This window comes from Pseudomonas sp. GW821-FHT05D12, assembly GCF_059419825.1.
Window position 1 is genome coordinate 149,982 of record NZ_JBWKSN010000013.1, and the last position, 22,775, is coordinate 172,756.

A 22,775-nucleotide genomic window follows, 5' to 3' on the forward strand; every position below is an offset into this window, starting at 1 on the left:
AGGGGGCGGACTACGGATGTCATTTGCGATGGATATGGACCGCAAAACAATCCCCCAGGCGCTTACCGGCAAAAAGCAACCCTGAGAAGAAAGCTGCATGATCATCTTTTGGAATACAGGGCGGGTTATCACAGTCACGTGACCTATCGCGGTTTTGCGAGCATAGAAAAATCCGCTCCCTTGATGGCTGACAATTTGCGTCAGGGGTTTCACCGGGCAAATGAAATCCTTGGTAACGCGCTGCAAGCCTTGACGGAGTCTGCCTCGTATCGTGAAACCATCGAGGGTTATCTGGGATGTAGCGCTGAGTCCACCGTCGACACGCTACGCAGAAAATTTCTGGAAATGGAGCGGGGACTTGAGTTCTACGCCAATAATCCGCAGAAGATAGTGGCTGTGGGGGGTGAGGATAAACCGAATATTTCCTATAACGGGTGTGTACTGGAACCTAAAGAAAAAACCAATTTATACCTGAATATTCAGTCGGTACTTGATCGAGACACTGAAGTAACCGCGAGCTTGATACTCCATGAAGTTTCCCATGCTTATGCTAAAACCTCAGACCATTACTACATAAAATCTGAAGCGGATTACATGTGGGCCTCTATGTCCAAGAGCAAGCAGTTGAACCCACTGTTGCTGCGTCAGGCTCAGGCGACGGCACCCACTGAAATTGACAAAGAGGCCAGGGCGATTGTCGAGGGTAAGGCGACTAACAAGGCACCCACATGCTCAGCCTATTATGGAATGAGCTCGGCAGACTCTAAAGCCTATGTGCGAATGCGCCGGCTTCAGCTAGAACCGGCACGCAGAAGAGAGGCCGCATTAAGCAACGCGGATACGCTGGCTTACTTGGCATGTGCTTTGAACCGAGCGCGGCCGAATCATAGGGTTGCCTCTGGCTTCAATACACCCACACCTCCACCCGCCGATTCTTGATCCGTCCCTCGTCCGCCGTATTCGCCGCCACCGGCATCTGCGCGCCGAACCCCCGGATATCGCGCAGTACCACGCCGCTCTTGACCAGCTCACGGCGCACCGCCATCGCGCGCAACTTCGACAGCAGCGCGGCGCGCTGCGGGTCGTTCTTGGCGTCGCCGAAGCCCACCAGCGTCACTTGTTTATCCAGCTTTTCATGGCTTTTCAAGTACGTCACCACGCGCTGCAGATCCTGGCGCGCCTTGTTGTCGAGGCTTGCGCTGCCTTCCTCGAAACGAAAATTCACTGTCAGCCGCTGGGCCTCACGGGCGATGGCCTGATAATCCTCGGGCATCGATGGACGTGGCTGCACCGCGATCGCCTGCACCTGCTGTGCGATAAACCCGTTGGCCGCGACGATCGCCTGGCCCTTGCTGGTCTGGGTGAAGTCCACCAGCGCCTTGGCCCAGGGATTGTGCCCGGACGGTGGCAGGTAAAAGAACAAGCGGCGCGACAGCGGGTAATCCTCGGTAGCGATCAGGCTATTGAGCGCCAGCATCGGTTGCGAATCGCCGTCGACAATCGCCACCGCCTTGGCCTGGCGCACGTAGGGCAGGCCGATGAAACCGATGCCCTGGGGATCCTGGCTGACCGCATCGGACAGCGCTTCGCTGGACTCGAAACGCTTGGCTGACGCGACGAGAGGCTTGCTGCGCCGATTCAGCACCAGCTCCTTGAACGTGTCGTAAGTGCCGGATTGATCATCGCGCGCGTACACGTGAATGGGCCCGCCGATGCCACCGAGGGCCTCCCAGGTGCTGGCTTCGCCGTTGAAGATCTGCGCCAGTTGTTCGGTGTTCAACGTGTTCAGTGGGTTTTGCGGGTTGAGGATGATGGCCAGGCCGTCGATGGCGATCACCTGCTCGGCGCCGGGGCTTTTCAGGTCGCCCAGGGGTTCGAGGTCCACCAGCTCGCTGTCCTTGATCGGACGCGACGATGCTGCAAGGTCGGCGCCGGCTTTTTTCAGTGCGGCAAACCCGGTGCTGGAGCCGTGGGCCGCGACTTCGATGGTCACGGTCTTGCCCTGGCGCGTCTTGCCGATGACCCGCTGTTCATTGGCGCCATCGCCAGGTTCGCTGTGCACGCCCTGCAAGCCTTGATGTTCCATCAAGCCCTTGACCAGCGCGGGGCCGAGCGCCGCACCGATGGTGTTGGAGCCCTGGATGCGCAAGGCGGGGCCTTGCTCGGGAACGGGGAGGGAAGCAGCGACAGCGAAGAGAGGAAAAAGGGTCAGCACTAACAGAACGCGCAGCATCATGCCGGCACCTTCTCAAGCCAAAGGGGGTGCGGCGAGATTAAGTCAGCAAGATTGCATTCATGTGACGAGCACCTGTAGGAGCCGGCAAGCCGGCTCCTACAGTGGAGCGTGTGGTCAGCTCAGTTCAAGCCAGATCGGCGCATGGTCCGACGGTTTTTCCAGCCCGCGCAATTCGTAATCCACGCCGACATCCTTGACCCGTGGCACCAGGCCATTGGACGCAAGGATCACGTCGATGCGCAGCCCGCGCTTGGGCTCGTCTTCAAACCCGCGGCTGCGGTAGTCGAACCAGCTGAAACGGTCGGCCACGTCCGGGTTGAGGTGGCGGAAGCTGTCCACCAGGCCCCAGTTCTTAAGGCGTGCCATCCACTCGCGCTCTTCCGGCAGGAAGCTGCACTTGCCGGTTTTCAGCCAGCGTTTGGCGTTGTCGGCGCCGATGCCGATGTCGCAATCTTCCGGGGAAATATTCACATCACCCATCACCACCAGTGCCTGGTCATTGCTGAACTGGCTTTCCAGCAGTTGCTGCAAGTCTGCGTAGAAGCGCTGCTTGGCCGGGAACTTGGTGGGGTGGTCACGGCTTTCGCCCTGGGGAAAATAGCCGTTCATGATGGTGACCGGCTGGCCGTTCTCGTCGGCGAAGGTGCCCCAGATAAAGCGGCGCTGGGCGTCTTCTTCATCGCTGGCAAAACCTTTGTGCACGCTCAGGGCTTCTTTGCGCGACAGCAGCGCCACGCCGTAGTGACCTTTTTGCCCGTGGTAGTACACGTGATAGCCCAGGGCCTGCACTTCGGCGAGGGGGAACTGGTCGTCGTGGACCTTGGTTTCCTGCAGGCCGATCACGTCGGGCTGGTGTTTTTCAATCAGCGCCGCCAGCTGATGAGGGCGGGCGCGCAGCCCGTTGATATTGAAGGAGACGATTTTCATGGTCGGCAGTCCAGTCCTGGCAAAAGGGCGATGCTAGCGGACAAGTCGGACGGGGGCCAGCGTGGCGGTAGGACAGATGCACTGCTAATGTCTGGGAACGACTGATGCTGCGTAGGTTCGTACCCATAAGAACGCCACCTTTTGAGTGGCGCCCAGGGAGATTGACTGTATGCCTGAAACCTCGACTGCCATTGCCGATATTCGCCTGCTCAACAGCGGCTATTCCCGCGAGGCCCGCTCCCTGCTGTACCAGGCCTATCGGCATGAGCCGACGTTCGCCTACATCTTTGAGGCCGAGCGCCCAGGCTATGAACAACGGGTCCGTGCCACCGTGCGCGAGCTGGTCAAGCAGCACTTTTTCCAGAAACTGCCGGCGATTGGCCTGTTCATCAACGACCGCCTGATCGGCATCGCGTTGATCGCCCCCCCGCAACGGCGCCTGGGGATCACCGAAAGCTGGGCCTGGCAGCTGCGCATGTGGTTGAGCACCGGTGTGCGCGGCACCCGTCGCTACCTCGAATACCATCAGGCGGTGTTGGCCTGCCTGCCCAGCGAATCGGTGCATGTGCTGCCGCTGCTGGGCATTCATCCGCAATTCCAGGGCAAGCATTACGGCGAGCAACTGCTGGAAGCCGTACACAATTGGTGCGCCGAAGACCCGCATTCGTCCGGTGTGGTGCTGGATACGGGGAATTCTCGCTATCTGGAGTTCTACAAGCGTCAGGGCTACGAGGAAATCGGCGAAGTCGCTATAGGACCTGTCCTTGAGCACGTTTTTTTCCACCCCAATCCGCAGGTGTTACATGCTGCAACGGCTTAAGACAGAATTATTCAGACAATTCTGAGTTCAAAGAGTCTCCCTTGCTCGTGTAGCATCCGCGCCTATGAAGTTTCCAGGAAGATTTACCAGCGGCTTGGTTCTGCTGTTCACCAGCTGCGGCGCATTCGCGCAAAGCGAATTGGACGTGCGGATCAAGCCATCAAACGACGCGTTGAAAGCCAACATCGAAGGCTATATCGGCGGGGTGGGCGATCGTGATGAAGAGGCCTTGCTGCGGTTCAGCCGTGGCGCCGAGGAGCAGGCGCGCAAAGCCGCGCAGGCACTGGGTTTCTATCAGCCACTGATCGAGAGTGATGTGAAGGGCGGCAAGAACCCGCGCCTGATCCTCACCATCGACCCCGGCGAGCCGGTGCATTTGCGCAACGTGACCATTCGGGTCGACGGTCCTGCCGCGAACCTCAAGACGTTTCGCGTGCCCGCCAGTGACGACCTCAAATCCGGCGCCGTGCTCAACCACGGCCATTACGAAGACGCCAAACGCCTGATCCAGAACCAGGCGTCGCGCTACGGCTTTTTCAGCGGGCGCTTTACTCGCCAGACACTCTCGGTTGACCCGCAGGCCGGCGTCGCCGATATCGAACTCATCTATGACAGTGGCCCGCGCTACACCCTGGGCAAGGTCAGCTTTGCCGGCGATACGCCGTTTGACGAAGACCTGCTGCAACGCATGGTGCCGTTCAAAAGCGGTGACCCCTACGATTCCGAACTGATCGCCGAACTCAACCAGAACCTGCAGGCCAGCGGCTTTTTCGAAGGCGTGCGCGTGGATGCCGCCCCGGCGGCCTCGAGCAAAGACGTGATCCCGGTGGCCGTCAACCTGCAAACCCGCAAGCCGCGCACCATGGGCCTGGGCCTGGGTTTCTCCACCGACGTCGGCCCGCGCGGCAAGGCCAACTGGACCCGTCACTGGGTCAACCCCCAGGGCCACAGCTATGGCTGGGAGGCCGAACTGTCGGCGCCACGCCAGAACGTCGGCCTGTGGTACGACATTCCGCTGGACCCGCCGCTCACTGATAAATTGCGCTTCGCCGGCGGTTACCAGAATGAAGAGATCGCCAATACCGACACCTTGAGTAAATTGCTCACCCTCGGCCCTGAATGGCACAGCAAGTTGCCCAGCGGCTGGACCCGCGTGATCTCGCTCAAATACCAGCGCGAAGAATATCGGTTGGGAAATGACTCCGGCCTCAGCAACCTGGTCATGCCCGGCATCAGCTATTCCTACCTGCGCAGCGATAACCGCATCGACCCGCACAACGGCTATCGCCTGCAGTTCGACACCAAGGTTGCGAAGGAGGGCCTGGGCTCCGACACCAACCTGCTTTACGGCACGGCCATGGTCAAGGGTTTGACCACCCTGTGGGACAACCACCGGTTCCTGGCCCGGGCACAGGTCGGCGGCAGCGCGACCAATGGCTACAAGTCGGTACCGCCGTCGCTGCGTTTCTTCGCCGGCGGCGACCAGAGCGTGCGTGGTTACGAGTATCAGACGCTCTCGCCTGAGAACGACCGCGGCGACCGTATCGGCGGCCGCTACATGGTGGCCCTGAGCGCCGAGTACCAATACTCCATCGCCGAGAAATGGCGGATCGCAACCTTTATCGACCAGGGCAACTCGTTCAATTCCCTGGAGCTGCCCAGCCTCAAGACCGGCGTCGGTGTCGGCATTCGCTGGGTCTCGCCGGTGGGGCCGATCCGCCTGGACCTGGCCCATGCCCTGGAAGACCCGGGCGGCGTTCGTTTGCACTTTTCCATGGGGCCTGAGCTGTGATGCGTGGTGTGAAAATAGCGGGGCTGGCCACACTGGCAATCCTCGCCGTGCTGTTGCTGGCACTGTGGGCAATCCTCGGCACCCAGGCCGGCAGTCGCTGGGCCTTGGGGCGTGTGCCGGGGTTGAGCGTGGAGAATTTCCAAGGGCATTTGGGCGGCCAGTGGAGCGCCGACCATCTGCTGTGGGCGCAAGACGGCAGTCGCGTCGAGCTCAAGGCGCCGACGTTGGATTGGTCGCCGGCGTGCCTGTTGCGCATGACCGTGTGCATCAATCGCCTGGACGTGGACCAAGTCAGCCTGCAGTTTGCGCCGAGCACCGAAGAGAGCAGCGGCCCGATTCAATTGCCGGATCTGAAATTGCCCGTTTCCATTCAATTGGGCGACGTTCGCGTCGGCAGCCTGCTGTTCAATGGCAGCGAGGAACTCAAGGGCCTGCAGCTGGCAGCGCACTGGACCGCCGCCGGGATGCAGATCGACTCGGTGCACCTGCAACGCGACGACCTGGTGCTGGACCTTGCCGGCCTGCTGCAACCCAGCGGCGACTGGCCGTTGACCGCCAGCGGTGACCTGAGCCTGCCTTACGCCCCCGGCGGTGCGCCGTGGAAAGTGGCGCTCAAGGTCGAGGGCGATTTGCTCAAGACCCTCAAGCTCGACGCCGACAGCAGCGGTTACCTGCCGGCCAAACTGCGCGGCGAGCTGCAGCCCCTGGCGGAAAACCTGCCCGCGCAGTTGCACATCACCGCGGACGGCTTCAAGCCGAGCGCCGATTTGCCCGACACCCTGCAACTCAATCAACTCGACCTCAGCGCCAAGGGCGACTTGAGCAGCGGCTACCAGCTGCTGGGCAAGGCCGTGCTGCCGGCGGAAAAGGGCCCGGTGGACCTGCTGTTGCAAGGCAAGGTCGACGCCAAGGGCGCGCAGATCGCCGGCCTCGACCTGAATGCCGGTGACCGCCAGAGCCTGAAACTGACGGCGCAGCTGGACTGGCAACAAGGCTTCAGCGCCGAGGCCAGGATCGATTGGCTGGACTTCCCGTGGCATCGCCTGTACCCGCTGATCGACGAGCCGCAGGTGGTATTGCGCACCTTCAACGGTGAAGTCTCCTACAAGGACGGCAACTACCTCGGCAATCTCAAGGCCGACCTCGACGGCCCGGCCGGCAAGTTCACGGTGGTCACGCCCTTCAGCGGCGACCTCAAGCAAGTGTTCCTGCCCGAGCTGAAACTCAGTGCCGGCCAAGGCAAGGCCGAAGGCCACCTCAACCTGCAGTTTGCCGACGGCATCGCCTGGGACACCGCGCTGGACCTGTCGGCGCTGAACCCGGCGTACTGGGTCGCCGAGTTGCCCGGCACCCTGGCCGGGCCGCTGCGCAGCCAAGGTGAATTCAAGAACGAACAGCTCAAGCTCAACGCCGACCTCGACCTCAAGGGCCGCCTGCGCGGGCAAACCGCCGTGCTGGCCGCCAAGGCCGAAGGCGCGGGCGAGCAATGGACCCTGGCCAACCTGGATATTCGCCTGGGCGACAACCGCATCAACGGCAGCGGCAGCCTGCAGCAACGCCTGGCCGGGCAGATCGATATCAAGCTGGCGCGCCTGGCCCAGCTGTGGCCGCAGCTGCGTGGGCAGGTCAATGGCCGGCTCGACGTGGCCGGCAGCCTCCAGGCGCCGCAAGGCAAGCTCGACCTCAAGGGCCAGCAACTGGCATTCGCCGATAATCGCCTGCAAAGCCTGAGCCTGGACGCCAACCTGGACAGCGCCCAGCGCGCCAGCATAGACCTCAAGGGCAGCGGCATACAGGCCGGCGACACCCAGGTCGGCACCCTTACGGCCAGTGCCCAAGGCGATATCAACAGCCAGAAGGTCCAATTGGACCTGGCCGGTCCGTTGGTCAAACTGGCCCTGGCCCTGGATGGCAACCTCGATAAAGGCAACTGGCGCGGGCGCCTGGCCAGTGGCGATGTGCAAGCCGGGGGCCAGGACTGGAAGCTGCAGGCCCCGGCAAAAATCGAACGCCTGGCCGACGGCAAGCTGACATTTGCCGCGCACTGCTGGGTGTCCGGCGCGGCCAGCCTGTGCGGTGAAGACCAGCGCCTGATGCCCGAGCCGAAGCTGCGCTACCACCTCAAGCAGTTCCCCATCGACAGCCTGGCGGCGTTTTTGCCCAAGGACTTCGCGTGGCAGGGCAAACTGAATGCCGACGTACAACTCGACCTGCCCGACAGCGGGCCCAAAGGCGTGATCTCGGTGGATGCCAGCGGCGGCACCATGCGCGTCAAGGACAAGGACCAGTGGCTGGATTTCCCCTATGACACCCTCAAGCTGGAAACCACCCTCAACCCCAAGCGCATCGACACCCAGCTGAACTTCCGTGGCGGCCAGCTCGGCGAGCTGTTGCTGCAGGCGCAGATCAATCCTCTGCCGAAAAACAAGCCGATCACCGGCAACTTCAGCCTCACTGGCCTCGACCTCGCCGTGGCGCGGCCGTTTGTGCCGATGGTGGAAAAACTCACCGGCAAGCTCAACGGCAGCGGGCGGATTTCCGGCGGATTGCTGGCACCGCAGGTCAACGGCAACGTCAACCTGGTGGGCGGTGAAGTGTCCGGGCCGCAACTGCCGGTCAGCCTTGAAGGCCTGAACGTGCAGGCGCTGATTGCCGGCGAGAGTGTGCAATTGAATGGCGCATGGCGCAGTGGCAAGGCCGGGCAGGGCAGCCTCAAGGGCCAGATCGACTGGGGCCAGGCGCTGGTGGTGGACCTCAGCCTGCAAGGCTCGCAACTGCCGGTCACGGTGGAGCCTTATGCGGTGCTGGAAGTGGCGCCCGACCTGAAGATCAGCCTGAAGAACGACAAACTGGCGATTGCCGGCAAGGTGCAGATCCCGCGCGGCGACATCACCGTGCGTGAGCTGCCGCCGTCGACGGTCAAGGTCTCGGACGACACGGTGATCGTCGGCAGCCAGACCGAGGAGGGTAAGCCGCCAATGGCGATGGCCATGGATATCGACGTCGCGGTGGGCGAGGACAAGCTCAACTTCGCCGGCTTCGGCCTGACCGCCAAGGTGCAGGGCCATGTGCACATCGGCGACAACATGGATACCCGTGGCGAGCTGTGGCTCAACGACGGCCGCTACCGCGCCTACGGGCAGCGCCTCGATGTGCGTCGCGCACGCCTGCTGTTCGCCGGGCCGATCGACCAGCCCTACCTGGACATCGAAGCGGTCCGCAAGACCGACGACGTGGTCGCCGGTATCCGCCTCAGCGGCAGCGCCGAGCAGCCGACCACGCAGATCTTCTCGGAGCCGGCGATGAGCCAGGAGCAGGCGCTGTCCTACCTGGTACTGGGGCGTCCGCTGAGCAGCACCGGCGAAGACAACAACATGCTTGCCCAAGCCGCCTTGGGCCTGGGGCTGATGGGCAGTGCCGGGGTGACCTCGGACATCGCCAACAAACTCGGTATCCAGGATTTTGACCTCGACACCCAGGGCAGTGGCACCACCACGGCGGTGGTGGCCAGCGGCAAGATCACCGAGAAACTCAGCCTGCGCTACGGGGTCGGGGTGTTCGAACCGGCCAGCACCATTGCCTTGCGTTATCTGCTGAGCAAGAAGGTGTACCTGGAAGTGGCGAGCGGCGTGGCCAGCTCCCTGGATATCTTCTACAAGCGCGATTTCTGACCTTCCTCTTTTTACCGGCGTTAGCGGTTCATCAGTCGATACTTTCATTGACTGATGCACCGCCATCGCCGGCAAGCCTGCGCCTGCAGTTGCGGTTTTCTGCCGCCTGTCAGCTAATTAGCAAGCAAGCTAATTATTCCATTTGACATTCGCTGCCTAAGCAGTAACATCTCGTCATACATTCACTGCCTAGGCAGTAATAAGGTGACTTCCGATGAAACACTTCACCCCTGACAACTTCCACAACTGCCATCTCGGCCTGTTGCTGGGCCGCGCCGCACTGCTCAAAGACCGCATCATCGACACCCATATGGAACCCCATGGCATCACCGCCGCGCAGTTCAAGGTGCTGATCATCATGGCCCAGTACGGCGTCGACACCCCGGCGGAGCTGTGCCGCAACCTGTCCCTGGACAGCGGCTCGATGACACGCATGCTCGACCGCCTGGAGCAAAAGGGCCTGCTGGGGCGCAAGCGTTCCGAGCTGGACCGCCGCCAGGTACAGCTGGTGCTGACCACCGAAGGCCAGCGCCTGGCGGACATGCTGCCGCACATCGGCGCCGATGCGCTGAATCAGTTGGCCGGCGCCCTGGAGCCCGGTGAGTTGCAAACCCTGGAAAAGATCCTCAAGAAAATTCTGATAGCTGCCGGTGATCCCATCACCCTGCAGCGGGTAGGTAAAGAATGAACACACGTGCCCTTAGCCTGGTGCTGGTGGCCATGAGCATGGCCGGTTGCGCCAACTTCAGCGGCCTCGACACCCAGGGCCAACGCCTCGACGCCAATACCTTGCAGGCCGGTAAGTCCTTGAGCGGCGTGACGCTGTCGAGTGCTGCCTGGCCCACCGCCGACTGGTGGAAAAGCCTGGGCGACCCCCAGCTCGACGGCCTGATCCAGGAAGCCCTGCAGAACAGCCCCGACATGCAAGTGGCCAGCGCCCGTGCCCATCAGGCCGAAGCCGCTGCCTATGCGGCGAATGCCGCTCGCATGCCGACCCTCGACGCCAGCGCCGGTGTGAGCCGCTCACGCCTGGCCAAGGATCAGGACCCGCTGGGGCAGGGCGATGCCTACGCCACCGTGCGTAATATCGGCGCCAGCTTCAATTACAACTTCGACCTCTGGGGTGGCCAGCGCGCCGCGTGGGAAGCCGCGCTGGGCCAGGCACGTGCTGCCGAAGTCGACCAGCAGGCCGCACGCCTGACACTCGCCGCCAACGTGGCCAAGGCCTACAGCGATTTGGGCCAGGCGCATATCGTGCGTGACCTGGCCAATGATGACCTCAAGCGCACCCGGCAAATGCTCGACCTGGGCAAGCGTCGGCTCAACTCCGGCATCGACAGCCAGTACCAGTACCAGCAGACCGAAAGCCTGGAAGCCAGCTCCCAGTCGCAACTGATCGATGCGGAAAAGCAACTGCAGAGCGCCAAGATCGCCCTCGCCGTGCTGCTCGGCAAAGGCCCGGACCGTGGCGGTGAGTTGACCCGTCCCAACGTGCTGAAACCCAGCGCCGTGGCGGTGCCGTCGGTATTGCCGGCCGAATTGCTCGGCCGTCGTCCGGACCTGATCGCCGCGCGTTGGCGCGTGGAGGCGGCGAGCAAGAATATCGCCGCCGGCAAGGCCAACTTCTACCCCAACCTCAACCTGAGCGCGAGCGCCGGGGCCGAGTCGTTGCTGGGTGACGCGATGTTCGGGTCGGCCAGCCGCTTCTTCAGCATCGCGCCGACGATCTCGCTGCCGATCTTCGACGGTGGCCGCCTGCGCGCCGACCTCGACGCCCGCGACGCCGACTACGACCTGGCGGTGGCCCAGTACAACAAGACCCTGGTGCAAGCCCTGGGCGATATCGGCAACACCCTGTCGCAACTGCGTGACACCGGTCGGCAGATCCAGGCCCAGCAACACGCCGCGGACATTGCCCAGCAGTCCTACGACACCGGGGTGCGGCGCTACAGCTCCGGCATCGGCAACTACCTGGATGTGCTGAGCATCGAGCAGCAGTTGCTGCAGGCCCAGCGCCAGCTGGCGACGCTGAATGCAGCGCAGATCGATCTGTCGATTCAATTGATGCAGGCCCTGGGTGGCGGCTACAGCGCCAACAACGTGGCAGCGACCACCCCAGCCACACGCACGGAATAATTTGAGGTATTTGTCATGGCCACTGCCGAAAACACCAACGCAAGCGAACAACCCAAAGCCACCGAACAACCCAAAACGGACAACAACCCGCGTAAACGCAAGATCATGCTGATCGGCCTCGCGCTGATCGTCATCCTCGGCGTGCTGGGCGTGTGGGGCTGGTATGAGCTCTACGGCCGCTTCAATGAAAGCACCGACGACGCCTATGTGAACGGCAACGTGGTCGAGATCACCCCGTTGGTCACCGGCACCGTGGTCAGCATCGGCGCCGACGACGGCGACCTGGTCCACGAAGGCCAGGTGCTGGTCAACTTCGACCCGAATGATGCCGCCGTCGGCCTGCAAAGTGCCCAGGCCAACCTGGCCCGCACCGTGCGCCAGGTGCGGGGTTTGTACAGCAATGTCGACGGGATGAAAGCCCAGGTGCTGGCGCAGCAAGCCAATGTGCAGAAGGCCCAGGACAACTACAACCGTCGTAAGAACCTCGCCGCGGGCGGTGCGATCTCCCAGGAAGAACTCTCCCACGCCCGTGACGACCTGACCTCGGCGCAAAACGCCCTGGCCAACGTGCAGCAGCAATTCAAGACCACCAGCGCGCTGGTGGACGACACCGTGATTTCGTCGCACCCGGACGTCCAGGCCGCCGCCGCGCAACTGCGCCAGGCCTACCTGACCAATGCGCGCAGCACCTTGATCGCGCCGGTCACCGGCTACGTGGCCAAGCGCACCGTGCAACTGGGCCAACGCGTCCAGCCGGGCACTGCGCTGATGGCGGTGATTCCGCTGGACCAGCTGTGGATCGACGCCAACTTCAAGGAAACCCAACTGCGCGACATGCGCATCGGCCAGCCGGTGGATATCGAGTCGGATATCTACGGCAGTGACGTGAAATTCAGCGGCACCGTGGACAGCCTGGGCGCCGGTACCGGCAGCGCGTTTGCCCTGCTGCCGGCGCAGAACGCCACCGGTAACTGGATCAAGATCGTGCAGCGTGTACCCGTGCGTATCCACATCAACGCCGATGAGCTGGCCAAGCACCCACTGCGAGTGGGCTTGAGTACCGTGGTCAATGTCGACCTGCACGACCAGAGCGGCCCGGTACTGGCGCAGCAGGCGCCGCAAAAGGCTTCGTTCACCACCAACGTGTATGACCGCCAACTGGCCGAGGCTGACGCCATGATCACGCAGTTGATCCATGACAACAGCAGCGCCGCACCCAAGGCTGCGCAACGCTGATGAGCAATAACGCCTCCTTCACGCCACCCAGCCTGTTGATGGCCACTATTGGCCTGTCGCTGGCGACCTTTATGCAGGTGCTCGACACCACCATCGCCAACGTGGCGTTGCCGACCATTTCCGGCAACCTCGGCGTGAGTTCGGAGCAGGGCACCTGGGTGATCACCTCGTTTGCGGTGAGCAACGCGATTGCCTTGCCGCTGACCGGCTGGTTGAGCCGGCGCTTTGGCGAGGTGAAGTTGTTCCTGTGGGCGACCCTGCTGTTTGTACTGGCGTCGTTCCTGTGCGGTATTTCCACCTCGATGCCCGAGCTGATCGCCTTTCGGGTCGTGCAAGGCCTGGTTGCCGGGCCGTTGTACCCGATGACCCAGACGCTGCTGATCGCGGTCTACCCGCCGGCGAGGCGCGGCATGGCCCTGGCGTTGCTGGCGATGGTCACGGTGGTGGCGCCGATTGCCGGGCCGATCCTCGGCGGCTGGATCACTGACAGCTACAGTTGGCCGTGGATCTTCTTCATCAACGTGCCCATCGGGATCTTCGCGGTGATGGTGGTGCGTTCGCAGCTGAAGAAACGCCCGGTGGTCACCAGTTACCAGCCGATGGACTATGTGGGGCTGTTGAGCCTGATCGTCGGGGTCGGCGCCTTGCAGATCATCCTCGACAAGGGCAACGACCTGGACTGGTTCGAGTCCAACTTCATCATCATCGGTGCGGCGATTTCGGTGATTGCCCTGGCGGTGTTCATCATCTGGGAACTCACCGACAAACACCCGGTGGTCAACCTGCGGCTGTTCGCCTACCGGAACTTCCGCATCGGCACCATCGTGTTGATCCTGGGGTATGCGGGCTTCTTCGGCATCAACCTGATCCTGCCGCAGTGGCTGCAAACGCAGATGGGCTATACCGCGACCTGGGCCGGCCTGGCGGTGGCGCCGATCGGCATCCTGCCGGTGCTGATGTCGCCGTTTGTCGGTAAGTACGCGCACAAATTCGACCTGCGCCTGCTGGCAGGCCTGGCGTTCCTGGCGATTGGCCTGAGTTGCTTCATGCGTGCCGGCTTCACCAACGAAGTGGACTTCACCCACATCGCCCTGGTGCAGCTGTTCATGGGCATTGGCGTGGCGCTGTTCTTCATGCCGACCCTGAGCATCCTGATGTCCGATTTGCCGCCCCAGCAAATTGCCGACGGCGCCGGCCTGGCGACCTTCCTGCGGACCCTGGGCGGCAGCTTCGCGGCCTCGCTGACCACCTGGATCTGGATTCGCCGCGCGGACCAGCACCATGCGTACATGAGCGAAAACATGACCACCTACGACTCGGCCACCCGCGACGCGCTGCAAGCGCTCGGTGGGGCAGGGCACAAGGCTTATGCGCAGCTGGACCAGATCCTCACCAGCCAGGCGTACATGATGTCCACCGTGGACTACTTCACGTTGCTGGGGTGGATGTTCATGGGCTTGATGTTGCTGGTATGGCTGGCCAAGCCGCCGTTCGGCGCGAAGGCCGGGCCGGAAGCCTCCGGGCACTGATACCCGGATCATCCCGAGCCTTGTAGGACCCGGCTTGCTGGCGATGGCGGTGGTTCAGTCGATAAATCTATTGACTGACAGACCGCCTTCGCAGGCAAGCCAGCTCCCACATTTGGATCTCTGTTCACAAGGGATGCGTGGTGTTTGGGAATCAGGCGCCAGGCAATGCCAATTGCGGGTTCACAACCTCAAGCTGAGACAGCACGCGGTCAACAAAGGTGGGAGCGGGCTTGCTCGCGAAGGCGCCGGATCAGTCGATAAATGAATCGACTGACACACCGCCTTCGCAGGCAAGCCAGCTCCCACATTTGGATCTCTGTTCACAAGGGATGCGTGGTGTTTGGGAATCAGACGCCATGCAACGCCAATTGCGGCTTCACAACCTCAAGCTGAGACAGCACGCGGTCAACAAGGTGGGAGCGGGCTTGCTCGCGAAGGCGCAGGATCAGTCGATAAATGAATTGACTGACACACCGCCATCGCCGGCAAGCCAGCTCCCACATTTGGATCTCTGTTCACAAGGGATGCGCGGTGTTTGGGAATCAGGCGCCAGGCCATACCCACTGCGGGTTCACAACCTCAACCTGAGACAGCACGCGGTCAACAAGGTGGGAGCGGGCTTGCTCGCGAAGGCGCCGGATCAGTCGATAAATAAATCGACTGACACACCGCCTTCGCAGGCAAGCCAGCTCCCACATTTGGATCTCTGTTCACAAGGGATGCGCGGTGTTTGAGAGTCAGGCACCGGGCAACGCCAATTGCGGGTTCACAACCTCAAGCTGAGACAGCACGTGGTCAACAATGTGGGAGCGGGCTTGCTCGCGAAGGCGCCGGATCAGTCGATAAATGAATCGACTGACACACCGCCTTCGCCGGCAAGCCAGCTCCCACATTGAGGTCGCTGTTCACAGGGGATGCGTGGTGTTTGGGAATCAAGCACCGGGCAACGCCAGTTGCGGGTTCACAAAGTCAAACGCCGCCAGCTGAAACCCTTGCTCATCCACCTGCAAGGCCCAGCCTTGCTTGTCCCAGTCCCCCAGCACGATGCGCTTGGCCGCCTGGTCTCCAATCTGCAACTTATGGATGGCCGGGCGGTGCGTGTGGCCGTGGACCAGGGTGCGCACGCCGAACTGCTGCATCACCCTGGGCACTTCCTCGGGGGTGACGTCGACGATGTCGTTGGTCTTCATGCGCGTTTGCGCGCGGCTTTCACTGCGCAGCTTGCGCGCCAGCTTGTGGCGGGTGCGCAGCGGCAGGTGGCGCAGGATAAACAGCACTATCGGGTTACGCAGGATGCGCCGCAGCTTCATATAGCCAAGGTCGCGGGTACAGAGGCTGTCGCCGTGCATCAACAGCACAGGCTCGCCATGGAGCTGCACGACACTCGGGTCCTTGAGCAAGGTGGCGCCTGCAGCTTTGCAGAACCCCTTGCCGATGAGGAAATCGCGGTTGCCATGCATGATGAAAATCGGGGTGCCGCTGTCGCTCAGCTCGCGCAGGGCTGCGCAAATCGAGCGCTGGAAGGGCGTCATCCCATCGTCGCCAATCCAGGCTTCGAAGAAGTCCCCCAGAATGTACAACGCCTGGGCGCCACGGGCGCGGTTGTGGAGCAGATCCAGAAACGCCCGGGTGATGTCCGGGCGCTCCTCTTCCAGATGCAAATCTGAAATCAGCAATATCACTCAACGATCTCGGCTTTCTCGACGATCACGTCTTCTACCGGAACGTCCTGGTGACCGGCTTTACCGGTGGTCTGCACGCCTTTGATCTTGTCGACGACGTCCTGGCCTTCGGTGACTTTACCGAACACTGCGTAGCCCCAGCCCTGCACGTTCTTGCCACTGTGGTTCAGGAAAGTGTTGTCGGCGACGTTGATGAAGAACTGCGCGGAGGCCGAATGCGGCTCCATGGTACGGGCCATGGCGACGGTGTACTTGTCGTTGGAAAGGCCGTTGTCCGCTTCGTTCTGGATGCTTGGACGCTTGTCTTTCTTTTCCTTCATGCCAGGCTCGAAACCGCCGCCCTGGACCATGAAGTTGCCGATGACACGGTGGAAAACAGTGTTTTCGTAGTGGCCGGCCTTAACGTATTCGATGAAGTTGGCGACGGTGATCGGCGCTTTCTCGGCGTTCAGCTCGATGACGATGTCACCGTGGTTGGTGGTCAGTTTGACTTGAGTCATGTTCACTACTCTTTTCAGGGAATTCGTGGGTTTGGACGCCTGCGCGCCTTACCAGGTTGGCGAAATCGCGGCCAAGGCGCGCAGTTTAGCGTGCCCGGCAGGAATTTCGAGGTGGTTTTTTACCGCCCATGCATTAAATGCAGCAGTTTTTGGCCACGCTCTGTCAGCGGCTTGACCGCTTCGGCTATGATAAGCCCTTTGTTTTACTTGGCCCCAACCGGCCACGAACCTGTCTGTTCAAGGATCCTATGAGCAAGCCCACTGTCGACCCTACCTCGAATTCCAAGGCCGGACCTGCCGTCCCGGTCAATTTCCTGCGCCCGATCATCCAGGCGGACCTGGATTCGGGCAAGCACACGCAGATCGTCACCCGCTTCCCGCCAGAGCCCAACGGCTACCTGCACATCGGTCACGCCAAGTCGATCTGTGTGAACTTCGGCCTGGCCCAGGAGTTCGGTGGCGTCACGCACCTGCGTTTCGACGACACCAACCCGGCCAAGGAAGACCAGGAATACATCGACGCCATCGAAAGCGACATCAAGTGGCTGGGCTTCGAATGGTCCGGTGAAGTGCGCTACGCCTCGAAGTATTTCGACCAGCTGTTCGACTGGGCCGTCGAGCTGATCAAGGCCGGCAAGGCCTACGTTGACGACCTGACCCCGGAGCAAGCCAAGGAATACCGTGGCACGCTGACCGAGCCGGGCAAGAACAGCCCGTTCCGCGACCGTTCGGTGGAAGAGAACCTCGACTGGTTCGCCCGCATGCGCGCCGGTGAGTTCCCGGACGGCGCCCGCGTACTGCGCGCCAAGATCGACATGGCCTCGCCGAACATGAACCTGCGCGACCCGATCATGTACCGCATTCGCCACGCTCATCACCACCAGACCGGTGACAAGTGGTGCATCTACCCGAACTACGACTTCACCCACGGTCAGTCGGACGCCATCGAAGGCATCACCCACTCGATCTGCACCCTCGAGTTCGAAAGCCATCGCCCGCTGTACGAGTGGTTCCTCGACAGCCTGCCGGTGCCGGCGCACCCGCGCCAGTACGAGTTCAGCCGCCTGAACCTGAACTACACCATCACCAGCAAGCGCAAGCTCAAGCAACTGGTCGATGAGAAGCACGTGCACGGCTGGGACGACCCACGCATGTCGACGCTGTCGGGTTTCCGCCGTCGCGGCTACACCCCGGCATCGATCCGCAATTTCTGCGAGATGGTCGGCACCAACCGCTCCGACGGTGTGGTCGACTACGGCATGCTCGAGTTCAGCATCCGTCAGGACCTCGACGCCAACGCCCCACGCGCCATGTGCGTGCTGCGTCCGTTGAAAGTCGTGATCACCAACTACCCGGAAGACAAGGTCGACCACCTCGAACTGCCGCGTCACCCGCAGAAAGAAGAACTCGGTGTGCGCAGACTGCCGTTCGCGCGTGAGATCTACATCGACCGCGATGACTTCATGGAAGAGCCGCCAAAAGGCTACAAGCGCCTGGAGCCGAATGGCGAAGTGCGCCTGCGCGGCAGCTACGTGATCCGCGCTGACGAAGCGATCAAGGACGCCGATGGCAACATCGTCGAACTGCGTTGCTCGTACGACCCGGACACCCTGGGCAAGAACCCTGAAGGCCGCAAGGTCAAGGGCGTGATCCACTGGGTGCCGGCCGCTGCCAGCATCGAGTGCGAAGTGCGCCTGTACGATCGTCTGTTCCGCTCGCCGAACCCTGAAAAGGCCGAGGACAGCGCCAGCTTCCTGGACAACATCAACCCTGACTCCCTGCAAGTACTCACTGGTTGTCGTGCCGAACCATCGCTTGGCGACGCACAGCCGGAAGACCGTTTCCAGTTCGAGCGCGAAGGTTACTTCTGCGCGGATATCAAGGACTCGAAACCAGGCGCTCCGGTATTCAACCGTACCGTGACCTTGCGTGATTCGTGGGGCCAGTGATTTAAGGGAATTGTCGTGCTAACGATCTACAACACACTCAGCAAGACCAAAGAAGTCTTCAAGCCGCTGGATGGCAACAAGGTGCGCATGTACGTGTGCGGCATGACCGTGTACGACTACTGCCACATCGGCCACGGCCGCAGCATGGTTGCCTTCGACCTGGTGACGCGCTGGTTGCGCTTCAGCGGTTATGACCTGACCTATGTGCGCAACATCACCGACATCGACGACAAGATCATCAATCGCGCCAACGAAAACGGCGAGTCGTTCGACGCGCTGACCGAGCGCATGATCGCCGCGATGCACGAGGACGAGGCCCGCCTCAACATCCTCAAGCCGGACATGGAACCGCGTGCCACCGACCACATCCCTGGCATGCACGCGATGATCCAGACCCTGATCGACAAGGGTTACGCCTACGCCCCGGGCAATGGTGACGTGTATTACCGCGTCGCCAAGTTCATGGGCTACGGCAAGCTGTCGCGCAAGAAAATCGAAGACCTGCGCATCGGCGCACGCATCGAAGTCGACGAAGCCAAGCAGGATCCGCTCGACTTCGTGCTGTGGAAAGCCACCAAGCCCGGCGAGCCGAGCTGGGAGTCGCCCTGGGGCGCCGGGCGTCCGGGCTGGCACATCGAATGCTCGGTGATGTCCACCTGCTGCCTGGGCGAGACCTTCGACATCCACGGCGGCGGCAGCGACCTCGAGTTCCCGCACCATGAAAACGAAATCGCCCAGAGCGAAGCCGCCACCGGCAAGACCTACGCCAACGCCTGGATGCACTGCGGCATGATCCGCATCAATGGCGAGAAGATGTCCAAGTCCTTGAACAACTTCTTCACCATTCGCGACGTGCTGGCAAAGTACCACCCAGAAGTCGTGCGTTACCTGCTGGTGTCGAGCCACTACCGCAGCGCCATCAACTACTCGGAAGACAACCTCAAGGACGCCAAGGGCGCCCTGGAGCGTTTCTACCACGCGTTGAAAGGCCTGCCCGCCGTGGCCCCGGCCGGCGGCGAAGGTTTCGTGGCGCGCTTCACCGAAGTCATGAACGACGACTTCGGCACACCCGAAGCCTGCGCGGTACTGTTCGAGATGGTGCGCGAGATCAACCGCCTGCGCGAGAGCGATCTCGACGCAGCGGCGGGCCTGGCGGCGCGCTTGAAAGAGCTGGCCAGCGTGCTCGGCGTGTTGCAGATGGAAGCCGATGACTTCCTGCAAGCCGGCGCCGAAGGGCGTGTGGATGCGGCTGAAGTCGATGCGTTGATCCAGGCGCGCTTGACCGCCCGTACCAATAAGGACTGGGCGGAATCCGACCGTATCCGCGACCAACTGACCGCGATGGGTGTGGTGTTGGAAGACGGCAAGGGCGGGACGACGTGGCGGTTGGCTGATCAGGCTTGATTGGTAAACGCTGAACAAAAAACGCCCCGACTGGTTCGGGGCGTTTTTTTTTTTGCATACCGGTTTAACGGCTCACTCGTTCCATTGTGGGAGCGGGCTTGCTCGCGAAGGCGGTGTGTCAGTCACAGCTGCAGTGGCTGACACACCGCCTTCGCGAGCAAGCCCGCTCCCACATTTTTACCGTGTCCAATTCGCGAATTCTTCGGTTTCAGATTTATCTGTGAAAAGCCAAATGCTTGCCAGCGCTTGAGCTGACGCCAGGTCCTCCGCTGCGTTGACCGGCAGCGTCTGGGTACGATAAACACGCGATAGCCTTCAACGGACGGCTATGGTTTTTCAGAAGGGTCTAGTCAATGGATTGTTGGCAGACACGCGGCCGATCCGCAGATGTCCCCAATCCAAATGTGGGAGCTGGCAAGCCAGCCCCTACAGTTTTTAGCGTGGCCGCTTCATGCCGTCGTTATCTACGCCTGACGTAGTCCACCCATTCGTACTCAAGGCCCTCGTGCTGTCGGACGCCATGGCGGCAGACCTCAACGAACTCATCCTCAAAACGCGGAAACCTGGCTTCACCCTCGTGATCATCGTCGAACAGGGTCAGGTACAGCCTGTCCACAAGGTGTATCGCTTGGTCATAAAGCTCTGGCCCGCCACCGATATGAATTTCCTCGGGGGTGTAGAGGGCTGCGCGTTCTAGTGCCGCTGCCAGGGATTGGCAGGCGATCGCGTGCTCGTGCACATAGTCAGGGTTTCTGGACAGCACGATGTTGGGCCGATCGGCCAATGGCCTACCGCTGAGGGCAATGACCGACTCGAAGGTTTTTCGGCCCATGATGACCGGCTTGCCAATAGTCTTGGCAGCGAATCGGCGCAGATCATCCGGCACCATTCGCAACAGCCCGCCGGCTTTGCCGATGGAGCGATTACGGCTGCCTATGCCTGCGACCAATGCGAGGGATGGGTTCATGGTCTGTTTCTTCAGGGAAATCCATTATTGCGCGGCGTGAGCGCCTGACATTACTTGATACCGACTTTGCACAAAACCATTGTCCGACACGTAGGTGCCAACATGCTGCAGCTCCTGCTCACTGCCAACCTGGCTGAACAGTGGAATGCCTTGCCCCAGCAAAACCGGGATACGCGTAATGATCAGCTCATTGACCAAGCCCGCTTCAAGAAACGCCTGGATCGTCTGGCCACCGTCGATATAGAGGTGCTTCATACCGCGTTCGGCTAACGTTGCCACGAGTGAGGTGACGTCTCCTGCCATCAACTCGACCTTGCCCTCCAGGTGCGCAGGGATCTGCAGAGGCTGATGGGAGAGGGCAATGACGGGGGTGCCCTCGTAGGGCCAATCCGGGAAGGACGAGACTTTCTCCAGGGTCTTGCGACCCATTACCAGTGCATCGACCGTGGCGATGAAGCGTTCATAGGTCACGCCGTTCAGCTCGGCGGTTTCGTATTCCGGTCGGTGCAACCATTCGATATCACCGTCTGGACGGGCAATAAAACCGTCGATGCTGGTTGCGATAAAAACGGAACAGCGGATATTCATGGCGAAAACTCCTTTTAGTGCGCTTTGACGCTAATACTCATTTAATCCTCGCGTGCCACAACCGGGCGTCTGAGAAACAATCCTGATGCCCTTTTCTGTCGCGCGAGGATGTATGCGAAGTTGGTTGATCCGTTACCGTTACGCAATCATTTTCTGGATATGCTTCGGCGTTTTCCGTACCTCCCTGGCCGACTGGAATCCGATTCCCTCCGGCTCCATGCGCCCGACCTTGCTGGAAGGCGATGTGGTGCTGGTCAATCGCGTCGCGTATGACCTCAAGGTCCCGCTCACGGACATTTCCCTGGCCCACCTCGATAACCCCCAGCGCGGCGATGTGGTGACGTTTTCGTCACCCAAGGATGGCATGCGCCTGATCAAGCGGATTGTCGGCGTTCCCGGTGACACCCTGGAAATGCGCGATGAAGTGCTGTGGGTCAACGGTACGCCAGCCACCTACAGTGATGCGCAGGACATCAGCGAGCCAATTGTCCCAGGTCATACGGTACCTGGGATCAAGCTGAACGAATTGGCCGCCAACCGCCAGCGTACTGTGCAGTTCATGCCGACGGTGCGGGCGATGCGCAATTTCGCGCCAGTGGTGGTGCCGGCCGACAGCTATTTCATGCTGGGGGATAACCGCGATAACAGCGATGACTCGCGATACATCGGCTTTGTGCCACGTCGGCTATTGATCGGGCGGGCGCATCACGTGCTGGCGTCGGCGCAGATTCTCGATGATTGGATGCCACGGTTTCGCAGGTTTGGCGCGTCGATCTTGTAACGGAATCTGTGCTATCTGAAGGGCAGCAAGAGCCACTGATGGAGATTCAAATGACGTGTATTTTCTGCAGCATTGTTCAAAAGACCTCCCCAGCACACATTCTGTGGGAAGACGACCAGCATATGGCGTTTCTTTCGATCTTTCCCAACACACCGGGTTTCAGCGTGGTAATCCCCAAGCAGCACTACGGCAGCTATGCGTTTGCGCAGTCGGATGAGGTGTTGGCCGGGCTTGCTATCGCCGCGAAGAAGACTGCGCAACAGATCGACCGCGCGTTTCCCGATGTGGCCCGTACGGGGATGATGCTGGAAGGGTATGGAGTGGATCATTTGCATGCGAAGCTGTTTCCCATGCATGGGACGGGCGGGGACAGTACCTTCAAGCCCATCAGCTCCAAGGTGGAGAAGTTCTTCGAAGCCTATGAGGGCTATATCTCGTCCCACGATTTTGTGCGGGCGGATGATGCCGAGCTAGCGGAGTTGGCGGCGCACATCAGATCATTTGTCTGATGCAAAACCAAATGTGGGAGCGGGCTTGCTCGCGAATGCGGTGGGTCA

General features: G+C 61.2%; 19 protein-coding genes. 13 read left to right on the top strand and 6 right to left on the bottom strand.

Features of this window, described 5'->3' with window-relative positions:
- The first annotated feature begins 138 nt into the window (after positions 1–138).
- Positions 139–939: a hypothetical protein gene (locus tag AC07SI_RS23510; protein WP_495006602.1), complete on the top strand. Its 801-nt coding sequence runs from the start codon at positions 139–141 to the stop codon at positions 937–939.
- Here AC07SI_RS23510 and AC07SI_RS23515 read toward each other — a convergent pair.
- Together AC07SI_RS23515 and xthA are read right to left on the bottom strand one after the other, a co-directional pair.
- Entirely contained in the window at positions 905–2,236 is a 1,332-nt protein-coding gene (locus AC07SI_RS23515; RefSeq protein WP_495006603.1) for a substrate-binding domain-containing protein, read from the bottom strand. The two genes, AC07SI_RS23510 and AC07SI_RS23515, sit on opposite strands and share 35 nt — an antisense overlap.
- A gap of 114 nt (positions 2,237–2,350) precedes the next feature.
- A complete protein-coding gene (gene xthA, locus AC07SI_RS23520; protein ID WP_495006604.1) occupies positions 2,351–3,163 on the bottom strand; it encodes an exodeoxyribonuclease III in 813 nt (270 codons plus the stop codon).
- Between the two features lie 169 nt (positions 3,164–3,332).
- Here xthA and AC07SI_RS23525 point away from each other — a divergent pair, with 169 nt between their 5' ends.
- The 8 genes from AC07SI_RS23525 (at position 3,333) to AC07SI_RS23560 (ending at position 15,081) form a co-directional block, all read left to right on the top strand.
- Positions 3,333–3,983 (top strand): GNAT family N-acetyltransferase, encoded by a 651-nt coding sequence (locus tag AC07SI_RS23525; RefSeq protein WP_065901053.1) that lies wholly within the window; start codon positions 3,333–3,335, stop codon positions 3,981–3,983.
- Between the two features lie 64 nt (positions 3,984–4,047).
- A complete protein-coding gene (locus AC07SI_RS23530; protein ID WP_065901050.1) occupies positions 4,048–5,775 on the top strand; it encodes an autotransporter assembly complex protein TamA in 1,728 nt (575 codons plus the stop codon).
- Positions 5,775–9,446, top strand: a complete 3,672-nt coding sequence (locus tag AC07SI_RS23535) for a translocation/assembly module TamB domain-containing protein (RefSeq protein WP_495006605.1) — start codon at positions 5,775–5,777, stop codon at positions 9,444–9,446. The genes AC07SI_RS23530 and AC07SI_RS23535 overlap by 1 nt, the downstream gene beginning before the upstream one ends.
- A 214-nt stretch (positions 9,447–9,660) precedes the next feature.
- A complete protein-coding gene (locus tag AC07SI_RS23540) occupies positions 9,661–10,134 on the top strand; it encodes a MarR family winged helix-turn-helix transcriptional regulator (RefSeq protein ID WP_065901046.1) in 474 nt (157 codons plus the stop codon).
- Positions 10,131–11,582 (top strand): efflux transporter outer membrane subunit, encoded by a 1,452-nt coding sequence (locus AC07SI_RS23545; RefSeq protein ID WP_495006606.1) that lies wholly within the window; start codon positions 10,131–10,133, stop codon positions 11,580–11,582. The genes AC07SI_RS23540 and AC07SI_RS23545 overlap by 4 nt, the downstream gene beginning before the upstream one ends.
- 15 nt (positions 11,583–11,597) lie before the next feature.
- On the top strand, positions 11,598–12,818 hold the full coding sequence (locus AC07SI_RS23550; protein WP_065901042.1) for an HlyD family secretion protein: 1,221 nt from the start codon (positions 11,598–11,600) through the stop codon (positions 12,816–12,818).
- Positions 12,818–14,347, top strand: coding sequence for a DHA2 family efflux MFS transporter permease subunit (locus AC07SI_RS23555; protein ID WP_065901037.1), 1,530 nt, complete (start codon positions 12,818–12,820; stop codon positions 14,345–14,347). Before AC07SI_RS23550 ends, AC07SI_RS23555 begins: the two co-directional genes overlap by 1 nt.
- A 356-nt stretch (positions 14,348–14,703) precedes the next feature.
- A complete protein-coding gene (locus AC07SI_RS23560) occupies positions 14,704–15,081 on the top strand; it encodes a hypothetical protein (protein WP_495006607.1) in 378 nt (125 codons plus the stop codon).
- Between the two features lie 198 nt (positions 15,082–15,279).
- Here the strand turns inward: AC07SI_RS23560 and lpxH are convergent, their stop codons facing one another.
- Positions 15,280–16,029: a UDP-2,3-diacylglucosamine diphosphatase gene (lpxH, locus tag AC07SI_RS23565; RefSeq protein ID WP_106803389.1), complete on the bottom strand. Its 750-nt coding sequence runs from the start codon at positions 16,027–16,029 to the stop codon at positions 15,280–15,282.
- A complete protein-coding gene (locus AC07SI_RS23570; RefSeq protein WP_003211783.1) occupies positions 16,026–16,529 on the bottom strand; it encodes a peptidylprolyl isomerase in 504 nt (167 codons plus the stop codon). Before AC07SI_RS23570 ends, lpxH begins: the two co-directional genes overlap by 4 nt.
- A 248-nt stretch (positions 16,530–16,777) precedes the next feature.
- Here AC07SI_RS23570 and AC07SI_RS23575 point away from each other — a divergent pair, with 248 nt between their 5' ends.
- Both AC07SI_RS23575 and cysS read left to right on the top strand, forming a co-directional pair.
- A complete protein-coding gene (locus AC07SI_RS23575) occupies positions 16,778–18,478 on the top strand; it encodes a glutamine--tRNA ligase/YqeY domain fusion protein (protein WP_495006608.1) in 1,701 nt (566 codons plus the stop codon).
- Positions 18,479–18,493: 15 nt separating this feature from the next.
- Positions 18,494–19,882, top strand: a complete 1,389-nt coding sequence (gene cysS, locus AC07SI_RS23580) for a cysteine--tRNA ligase (protein WP_065901022.1) — start codon at positions 18,494–18,496, stop codon at positions 19,880–19,882.
- A 460-nt stretch (positions 19,883–20,342) separates the two neighbouring features.
- Here the strand turns inward: cysS and AC07SI_RS23585 are convergent, their stop codons facing one another.
- Together AC07SI_RS23585 and AC07SI_RS23590 are read right to left on the bottom strand one after the other, a co-directional pair.
- The gene (locus AC07SI_RS23585) at positions 20,343–20,849 is read right to left on the bottom strand and encodes a dihydrofolate reductase (protein WP_495006609.1); all 507 of its coding nucleotides are present in this window, start codon (positions 20,847–20,849) and stop codon (positions 20,343–20,345) included.
- A gap of 24 nt (positions 20,850–20,873) precedes the next feature.
- On the bottom strand, positions 20,874–21,437 hold the full coding sequence (locus tag AC07SI_RS23590) for a dihydrofolate reductase family protein (RefSeq protein ID WP_495006610.1): 564 nt from the start codon (positions 21,435–21,437) through the stop codon (positions 20,874–20,876).
- Between the two features lie 112 nt (positions 21,438–21,549).
- Between AC07SI_RS23590 and lepB the strand changes: the two genes are divergently transcribed.
- Positions 21,550–22,218, top strand: coding sequence for a signal peptidase I (gene lepB / locus AC07SI_RS23595; protein WP_065901009.1), 669 nt, complete (start codon positions 21,550–21,552; stop codon positions 22,216–22,218).
- A gap of 50 nt (positions 22,219–22,268) precedes the next feature.
- Positions 22,269–22,727, top strand: a complete 459-nt coding sequence (locus AC07SI_RS23600; RefSeq protein WP_065901211.1) for an HIT family protein — start codon at positions 22,269–22,271, stop codon at positions 22,725–22,727.
- The last annotated feature ends 48 nt before the right edge of the window (positions 22,728–22,775 follow it).